Origin of the sequence: Microbacterium sp., from assembly GCF_047605725.1 — a bacterium.
GTDB lineage: Bacteria > Actinomycetota > Actinomycetes > Actinomycetales > Microbacteriaceae > Microbacterium.
Map to the genome: position 1 here is coordinate 159,945 of NZ_JASGFE010000001.1, position 7,514 is coordinate 167,458.

General features: G+C 70.5%; 10 protein-coding genes. 7 read left to right on the forward strand and 3 right to left on the reverse strand.

Going from position 1 to position 7,514, the window contains the following annotated elements; genetic code table 11:
* Positions 1-117: 117 nt before the first annotated feature.
* Positions 118-834, reverse strand: a complete 717-nt coding sequence (locus QM641_RS00735) for a pyrimidine reductase family protein (protein WP_415112429.1) — start codon at positions 832-834, stop codon at positions 118-120.
* The gene (gene folP / locus QM641_RS00740) at positions 834-1,748 is read right to left on the reverse strand and encodes a dihydropteroate synthase (RefSeq protein WP_415112431.1); all 915 of its coding nucleotides are present in this window, start codon (positions 1,746-1,748) and stop codon (positions 834-836) included. Before folP ends, QM641_RS00735 begins: the two co-directional genes overlap by 1 nt.
* 119 nt (positions 1,749-1,867) lie before the next feature.
* Here folP and QM641_RS00745 point away from each other — a divergent pair, with 119 nt between their 5' ends.
* The 7 genes from QM641_RS00745 (at position 1,868) to QM641_RS00775 (ending at position 6,171) form a co-directional block, all read left to right on the forward strand.
* Positions 1,868-2,560, forward strand: a complete 693-nt coding sequence (locus tag QM641_RS00745; protein ID WP_415112433.1) for a response regulator transcription factor — start codon at positions 1,868-1,870, stop codon at positions 2,558-2,560.
* An 84-nt stretch (positions 2,561-2,644) separates the two neighbouring features.
* On the forward strand, positions 2,645-4,312 hold the full coding sequence (locus tag QM641_RS00750; RefSeq protein WP_415112435.1) for a sensor histidine kinase: 1,668 nt from the start codon (positions 2,645-2,647) through the stop codon (positions 4,310-4,312).
* 127 nt (positions 4,313-4,439) lie between these two features.
* Entirely contained in the window at positions 4,440-4,727 is a 288-nt protein-coding gene (locus QM641_RS00755) for a WXG100 family type VII secretion target (RefSeq protein WP_415112437.1), read from the forward strand.
* Between the two features lie 47 nt (positions 4,728-4,774).
* On the forward strand, positions 4,775-4,990 hold the full coding sequence (locus QM641_RS00760; RefSeq protein ID WP_415112439.1) for a type II toxin-antitoxin system Phd/YefM family antitoxin: 216 nt from the start codon (positions 4,775-4,777) through the stop codon (positions 4,988-4,990).
* A gap of 37 nt (positions 4,991-5,027) precedes the next feature.
* Entirely contained in the window at positions 5,028-5,420 is a 393-nt protein-coding gene (locus tag QM641_RS00765) for a type II toxin-antitoxin system VapC family toxin (RefSeq protein ID WP_415112441.1), read from the forward strand.
* An 80-nt stretch (positions 5,421-5,500) separates the two neighbouring features.
* Positions 5,501-5,740 carry a ribbon-helix-helix protein, CopG family gene (locus QM641_RS00770; protein WP_415112444.1) on the forward strand — a complete coding sequence of 80 codons (240 nt, stop codon included), beginning with the start codon at positions 5,501-5,503 and terminating at the stop codon, positions 5,738-5,740.
* 2 nt (positions 5,741-5,742) lie between these two features.
* On the forward strand, positions 5,743-6,171 hold the full coding sequence (locus QM641_RS00775) for a TA system VapC family ribonuclease toxin (protein ID WP_415112446.1): 429 nt from the start codon (positions 5,743-5,745) through the stop codon (positions 6,169-6,171).
* 129 nt (positions 6,172-6,300) lie between these two features.
* On the opposite strand, the gene groL is transcribed toward QM641_RS00775, so the two are convergent.
* The coding region (groL, locus tag QM641_RS00780; protein ID WP_415112448.1) for a chaperonin GroEL at positions 6,301-7,514 on the reverse strand (1,214 nt) is incomplete at its 5' end.

Sequence of the window (7,514 nt, forward strand, 5' to 3'; positions counted from 1 at the left end):
GTCCGGTCAAGCGAGTTCTCTGTTCCGCTTACAGGGCGAATCGGCGCGATGACGCCCGGAGGGCACGGATAGGCGCACTTGGCCCTGTAAGCGGGACGTGTGAACCGCCGGATCCGCTCAGCGCGCCGCATAGCGGAGGAACACGAAGCCCTCGTCGTCGGCGAGCACCCCGGTGAGCGCGAAGCGACGGTCGGCCTCGGCCGCACCCCGCACGATGCGCTGCGCGTCTCCCCCGACGAACCGCGGTGCGAGCGTCAGACACACCTCGTCGACGAGCCCCGCGGCCAGGAGCGTGCCGAACAGGTGCGGGCCGCCCTCGCACAGCGTCCGGGTCCAGCCGCGATCCGCGAACGTGGCGCGCACCGCCGCGAGGTCGACGGTCTCCTCGCCGCACACGAGGACGTCCGCGACCTCCGCCAGCACCGCCCGGCGCCCGGCGGGCGCGGCCGCGCAGGTCACGACGACCGGTCGGACGACCGCCTCGGCGAAGAACGGATGCCGCGGCTCCAACTCCAGCGCGCGCGAGACGACGGCGAGGCGCGGCTGCGGCGGCAGTGCACGCGCGACGCGCCACTCGGCGTCCGCCTCGGACACCCGTGTGCCGCCGTACCCCTCGGCGCGCACCGTGCCGGCGCCGACGAGGATCACATCGGCCATGGCGCGGAGCACCTGCATGAGCCGCCGGTCGGTCGCGCCCCCCAGCGCGCCGCTCCGGCCCTCCAGCGCGACCGCGCCGTCGGCGCTGGCGACGACGTTCATCCGCAGCCGCGGCGTGTCGCGGTCGGGCAGCGCGTAGGCCGCGAGCAGCTCGTCGCGAGCCGGCATCCCGCTCATCAGTCGTTCCCCTCCGGCCTGAGGTTGTGACGCAGCAGCACCGGCTCGCGCCAGCCCAGGATCGCCTCGACCATCCGCACGGCGTCGATGCTCTCGCGCACGTTGTGCACGCGCACGATGCGGGCCCCGTGCAGCACGCAGTAGACCGCCGCTGCGAGCGACCCGGCGAGGCGGTCGTCGCGGTCGCGGCCGATGCTCTCGCCGACGAAGTCCTTGTTCGAGAGCGCGACCAGGAGCGGCAGGCCGAGATCGGTCACCTCGTCCAGGCGCCGGGTCAGCTCGAGCGTCTGCAGCGTGTTCTTGTTGAGGTCGTGCCCGGGGTCGACGACGATGCGCTCGCGCGGGATGCCGCGTTCCTCCGCGAGCGCGACGCGCTGCCGCAGGAACACGGCCACCTCGGCCACGACATCGTCGTAGTGCGGCAGCGGCAACTGCGTGCGGGGCGCGGCCAGGCTGTGCGCGACGACGATCGCAGCGGTGCTGTCGGCGACGACGTCGGCCATGCGCGGATCGTGGATGCCTGTGGTGTCGTTGACGACGCTCGCCCCCGCATCGATCGCGGCGCGGGCGACCTCGGGGTGGAAGGTGTCCACGCTCACCGCGCCGAGCGGTGCCAGCTCGCGCACGACCGGCACGACGCGGGCGATCTCCTCCTCGACCGGCACCGGCGGGCCGGGCGCGAACTTCACCCCGCCGACGTCGACCAGGTCGGCACCCGCGTCGAACGCGGCGGCACCCGCTCGCACGGCCGCGTCGAGCGAGTCGGTGCGGCCACGGTCGTAGAACGAGTCGGGCGTGCGATTGATGATCGCCATGACGGCGACGCGGCGCGAGAGGTCGAACGCGTGGTCGCCGAGGCGGACGACGGCCGGCGCACCGGCGCGCGTCGACCCCGGGTCGACGGCATCCGTCATGCGCCCCGCCTCTCTCGCCTATGCCAGAACGTACTCCCTCCCCTGCCGGGAGGGCGCGATTCCGTCCGATCCCGCCCGATTTCCAGCACATGCATCGATTCGGTCACCATAATGAGCACATGACCGCACCGCGCATCCTCGTCGTGGACGACGAGCCCAACATCCGAGACCTGCTCATCACGAGTCTCCGTTTCGCAGGCTTCCAGGTCCGTGCCGTCGCCAACGGCGCGCAGACGATCTCCGCCGTCCTCGAGGAGGAGCCCGATCTGATCGTCCTCGACGTCATGCTCCCCGACATGAACGGCTTCAGCGTCACCAAGCGGCTCCGCGGTGCCGGCTACACCGCTCCGATCCTGTTCCTGACCGCCAAGGATGAGACCGACGCGAAGATCGAAGGGCTCAACGCCGGCGGCGACGACTACGTCACCAAGCCCTTCAGCCTCGACGAGATCGTCGCGCGGATCCAGGCGATCCTGCGCCGCACGATGCAGGCCGACGAGGAGTCGTCGATCCGCGCGGGCGAGCTCACGATGGACCAGGACACCCACGACGTGCTCGTCGGCGACGTGCCGATCGACCTGTCTCCCACCGAGTTCAAGCTGCTGCGCTACCTCATGCTGAACCCGAACCGGGTGCTCAGCAAAGCGCAGATCCTCGACCATGTGTGGGAGTACGACTTCAACGGCGATGCCGGCATCGTGGAGAGCTACATCTCCTACCTGCGCCGCAAGATCGACCCGCATTCGACCGAGCCCCTCATCCAGACCAAACGCGGCTTCGGCTACATGCTCAAAGCCGGCAAGAGCGCGTAACGAGGCGTCCCACTGAGCGCGAAGAAGTCCGACCGGGTCACCCGGTGGTGGCGCAGCATCAGCCTGCGGGCCAAGGTCACCGGGGTGACCGTCGCGGTCCTCACGCTCGGCCTGTTCGCCGCGGGCGTCGGCACGATGGTCTTCCTCCGCAACGCCCAGGAGGCCGCCCTCGACGATCAGTTGCGCTCCCTGGTCTCCAACGACGTGACCAGCTCGCTGCTGGACGTCTCGGTCGACGACGGCGTGCCGTCGTTCCGCCTCAAGCAGACGGCCGCGCCGACGCAGTTCCAGGTCGCCGTGTACGACGCGGCGGGAAACCTGCTTGCCACTGCCGGCGGCAGCGCCGGTGCCACGGCGGCCTTCCCGGAGACCTTCCCGCTGGCGACGACCGTCTCGCGCGGCGTGGAGCCCTTCGCCCTCGACGCGACCGAAGGCGACACCACGTTCCGCGCCAGCGTCGACACGCTGCAGGTGCCCGGCGCGCGCGACCTCCTCACCCAGCTCGTCGCGCTCCCGCTGGCCCCCGTCAACCAGACCGTCGGCACCTACATCGGCATCTACACGATCCTCGCGCTGCTGACCGTGCTGGCCGCAGCGCTGACCACGCGCGGCATCGTCACCCTCACCTTCCGGGGGCTCGGACAGGTGGAGCAGACGGCGATGTCGATCGCCGCGGGCGACTTCGGGCAGCGGATGAGCGACATCAGCCCGGGCACCGAGGTCGGCAGGCTCAAGTCGGCCATCAACGCGATGCTCGACCGCGTCGACGGCGCGATCGCCCAGCGCGACACCACGGTCCAGCACATGCGCCGCTTCATCGGCGACGCCAGCCACGAGTTGCGCACTCCCCTCGTGACCGTCCGCGGCTATGCCGAGCTGTACCGCATGGGCGCCATCAGCGGCGAGGAGCAGACCGCCCAGGCGATGACGCGCATCGAGAAGGAGGCGACCCGGATGGGCGCACTCGTCGAGGACCTCCTCGCCCTCGCCCGGCTCGACGAACGCCGCGGCCTCGCCGTCGCCCCGGTCGATCTGCGTCTGATCGCCTCGGATGCCGCTCTCGACGCGCGGGCGGCGGCGCCCGAGCGCAGCGTGACCGTGGTCGACCTTCCGCACGCGTTCGGCTCCCCTGCACCCGCGCCGGTGCCGCGCACCATCGCGGCGGCCGAGCCCGCCCGCCGCGGACGCGCCACCCCGACGACCGGCTTCGCGGCCGCACGGCTGTCGCTGCTGCGGCGCAGGCCGCGGCCCGTGGTCGTCTCCGCGGGTCACGAGCCGGCCCCGCCGCCGGCCGCGGCGGCCGCGCCCGAGGAGCAGCCCTCGCCGATCGTGCTCGGCGACGAGAATCGCATCCGGCAGGTCGTGGCCAACCTGCTCGGAAACGCCCGCCGCTACAGTCCGCCCGACTCGCCTATCGAGCTGGCCGTCGGCGTCGACCGCGAGGCCGGCGCCGGGTGGATCGCAGTCATCGACCACGGCGAGGGGATCCCCGAGCAGATCCGCGAGCAGATCTTCCAACGGTTCTGGCGGGCCGACACGTCGCGCACGCGCGAGACCGGCGGCTCCGGGTTGGGCCTGTCGATCGTGGCATCCATCGTCGAGGCGCTGCACGGCTCGATCGACGTCGGCGACACGCCCGGGGGCGGCGCGACGTTCCGCGTCGCGTTCCCGCTGGCGCAGGAGCGGGATGCCGACGAGCACCTGCACATCGAGACGCGCCCCATGCCGCGCGTGCGCGGCGCAGAGCTCTGAGCCTGCGCGAGGATCCCTCCCCGATCGCGGATTCCGCCCGGCTGTCCACGGATCGCCCGCATCGGCCTTCGCACGCGGATGCCGCGGACTACCGTGGCCGCACGAACACCCGCGAAGGAGCCCTCCCATGGTCATGTACTCCGTCGACAGCGACGCCGTCCTCGCCGCCACCGCGGCCGTCCGCGCCACCGGCGACCGACTGCAGGGCGAGACGGCAGCCATGCTGGCCCAGCTCACCCAACTGCAGGGCAGCTGGACGGGCGGTGCCGCCGTCGCGTTCCAGTCGGTCATCGACCGCTGGCGGGTCGCGCAGCACGAGGTCGAATCGGCGCTGACCGACATCAGCGGCGCGCTCGCCGTGGCCGGCCAGCACTACGCGGAGACCGAGCTGGCGGCGGCCGGCCTGTTCCGCTGATGCGGGGCGTTGCTGCGATTGCTACACCTTCACCGGAGGGAGCGATCATGGCACGCACGATCCCGCATCGCGAGCTGCGCAACAACTCGAGCCGGATCCTCGACGAGGTCCGCCGCGGCGAGACGATCCACATCACCAACCACGGCGTCGTCGTCGCGACCCTCATCCCGCCGCAGGCCGAGGAGCCCCCTTGCGCGTGTACCCCGCGCGCAACCCGGGCGGCTGGCGCCAGCTCCGTCCCCGCCCGGCGCCGAACGGCCTGAGCACGGCCGCGATCCTTGACGATCTCCGGGGCGATCGATGAAGGTCTACCTCGATGCATCCGCGGCAGCGAAACTCATGACGATGGAGGCAGAGAGCCTCGCGCTTCGGACCTGCTTGGCGGAGTCCTCGGACGGCGGCGACTCGGTCTGGTCGAGCGTGCTGCTCGAGACAGAGCTCCGCCGCATGGCTCAGCGCAATGGCCATACTCAAGCCGAGGCGACGACTGTGCTGGATGCGCTCTCACTCGGCCTGGCGGACCGCGCCCTCTTCGTCGAGGCGGGACTGCTCCCGGGCGATGCCCGCCGTTCCCTGGATGCGCTGCATGTCGCGACCGCCCTCCGCCTCAGCGCAGACCTCTTCATCTCGTATGAAAGCCGACAGCTCGCGGCCGCGCGTGATGCCGGACTGCACGTCGCCTCCCCGTCATAGCGTTGACCGCCGTGAGTCTCGTTGCGGGTCCCGTGATGCTGCATAGTCAGACATCTGCGCCGGATCGTATGATGATATGCATGCGAACGACGCTCAACCTCTCCGATGCTCTCGCCAGCGAGGTGAAAGCGCGCGCCGCGGCCGAAGGCCGGACGCTGACCAGCTTCATCGAAGAAGCCCTCCGCGACCGTCTCCGCCGTCAGACACCAGAATCACCGCACATGCCGCTCCCCACCTTCGGCGATCCCGGGACGTCTCGCTTCCTCGTCGACATCGACGATCGCGATGCCCTCTGGGACGCCCTGGACGGCGGCGCCTGACCGTGATCGTCCCCGACGTCAACGTCCTCGTCTACGCGTTCCGTGCGGACGCTCCGGAGCACGAGGCATACGCGGCATGGCTGAATCGCACCATCGGGACGGAACCGATCGGCCTCGCCGACGTCATCCTGAGCGGATTCGTCCGGATCGTCACGCACTCCCGCATCACCACTGCACCGGCCCCGATCGCACGCGCCGTGGAGTTCACCGAGCGACTCGCCGAAAGCCCGCGCGCGACGTGGCTGACGCACGGCGCTCCGGTCTGGAAGCAGTTCGGCGGCCTCGCAGTCGAGGATCCCGGCATCCGCGGCAATCTGGTCCCCGACGCCTACATCGCCGCACTGTGCCTCGCGAACGGTGCCCGGCTCGCGACCCGCGATCGAGGCTTCGCGCGCTTCCCCGGCCTGCGCTGGTTCGACCCTGCGCAGTGACCGTCACTGTCCACTCCGAACGTCGTGCGCGCGATGACGTCCCACGCGCGGTATGCCGATGCCCGAGCCTGCGCGCGGGAACGCCGAAGGGCCCCTCCCGGAGGAGGGGCCCTTCGTACGAGCGGTGGATCAGAAGTCCATGCCACCGGTGGGGTCGCCGGCCGGGGCCGGGGTCTTCTCGGGCTTGTCCGCGACGACCGCCTCGGTCGTCAGGAACAGGCCGGCGATGGATGCCGCGTTCTGCAGCGCCGAGCGGGTGACCTTCGCCGGGTCGATGATGCCCTGGGCGAACAGGTCGCCGTACTCGCCGGTCGCCGCGTTCAGTCCGTGACCTGCCTCCAGCTCCGCCACCTTGTTGGCGACGACACCGGGCTCCAGTCCCGCGTTCAGGGCGATCTGCTTGAGCGGGGCCTCAATGGCGACCTTCACGATGTTCGCACCGGTCGCCTCGTCACCGACGAGCGAGAGCCCGCCGAAGGCCTTCTTGCCGGCCTGGATGAGCGCGACACCACCACCGGGGACGATGCCCTCTTCGACGGCCGCCTTCGCATTGCGCACGGCGTCCTCGATGCGGTGCTTGCGCTCCTTGAGCTCGACCTCGGTCGCCGCGCCCGCCTTGATGACGGCCACGCCGCCGGCGAGCTTGGCGAGGCGCTCCTGGAGCTTCTCGCGGTCGTAGTCGCTGTCGGTGTTGTCGATCTCGCGACGGATCTGGGTCACGCGGCCCTCGATCTGCGCGTGGTCGCCGGCACCCTCGACGATCGTGGTCTCGTCCTTGGTCACGATGACCTTGCGCGCACGGCCCAGGAGGTCCAGCGTCGCGTTCTCGAGCTTGAGGCCGACCTCCTCTGTGATGACCTGGCCGCCGGTGAGGATCGCGATGTCCTGCAGCTGCGCCTTGCGGCGGTCGCCGAAGCCGGGCGCCTTGACGGCGACCGACTTGAAGATGCCGCGGATCTTGTTCAGCACCAGCGTCGCGAGGGCCTCGCCCTCCACGTCCTCGGCGATGATGACGAGCTCCTTGCCCTCCTGGATCACCTTGTCGACGATCGGCAGCAGGTCCTTGATGTTCGAGATCTTCTGGTTGGCGATGAGGATGTACGGGTCCTCGAACACCGCCTCCTGACGCTCCGGGTCGGTGACGAAGTAGGGGTTGATGTAGCCCTTGTCGAAGCGCATGCCCTCGGTGAGCTCGAGCTCGGTGCCGAAGGTCTGCGACTCCTCGACGGTGACCACGCCCTCCTTGCCGACCTTGTCGATGGCCTCGGCGATGAGCTCGCCGATCTCGGTGTCGGCGGCCGAGATCGATGCGGTCGCGGCGATCTGCTCCTTCGACTCGACCT

Coding starts and splice junctions, on each gene's coding strand:
- QM641_RS00735 (WP_415112429.1), bottom strand. CDS start 834: ATGAGCGGGATGCCGGCTCGCGACGAGCTGCTCGCGGCCTACGCGCTG.
- folP (WP_415112431.1), bottom strand. CDS start 1,748: ATGACGGATGCCGTCGACCCGGGGTCGACGCGCGCCGGTGCGCCGGCC.
- QM641_RS00745 (WP_415112433.1), top strand. CDS start 1,868: ATGACCGCACCGCGCATCCTCGTCGTGGACGACGAGCCCAACATCCGA.
- QM641_RS00755 (WP_415112437.1), top strand. CDS start 4,440: ATGGTCATGTACTCCGTCGACAGCGACGCCGTCCTCGCCGCCACCGCG.
- QM641_RS00760 (WP_415112439.1), top strand. CDS start 4,775: ATGGCACGCACGATCCCGCATCGCGAGCTGCGCAACAACTCGAGCCGG.
- QM641_RS00765 (WP_415112441.1), top strand. CDS start 5,028: ATGAAGGTCTACCTCGATGCATCCGCGGCAGCGAAACTCATGACGATG.
- QM641_RS00770 (WP_415112444.1), top strand. CDS start 5,501: ATGCGAACGACGCTCAACCTCTCCGATGCTCTCGCCAGCGAGGTGAAA.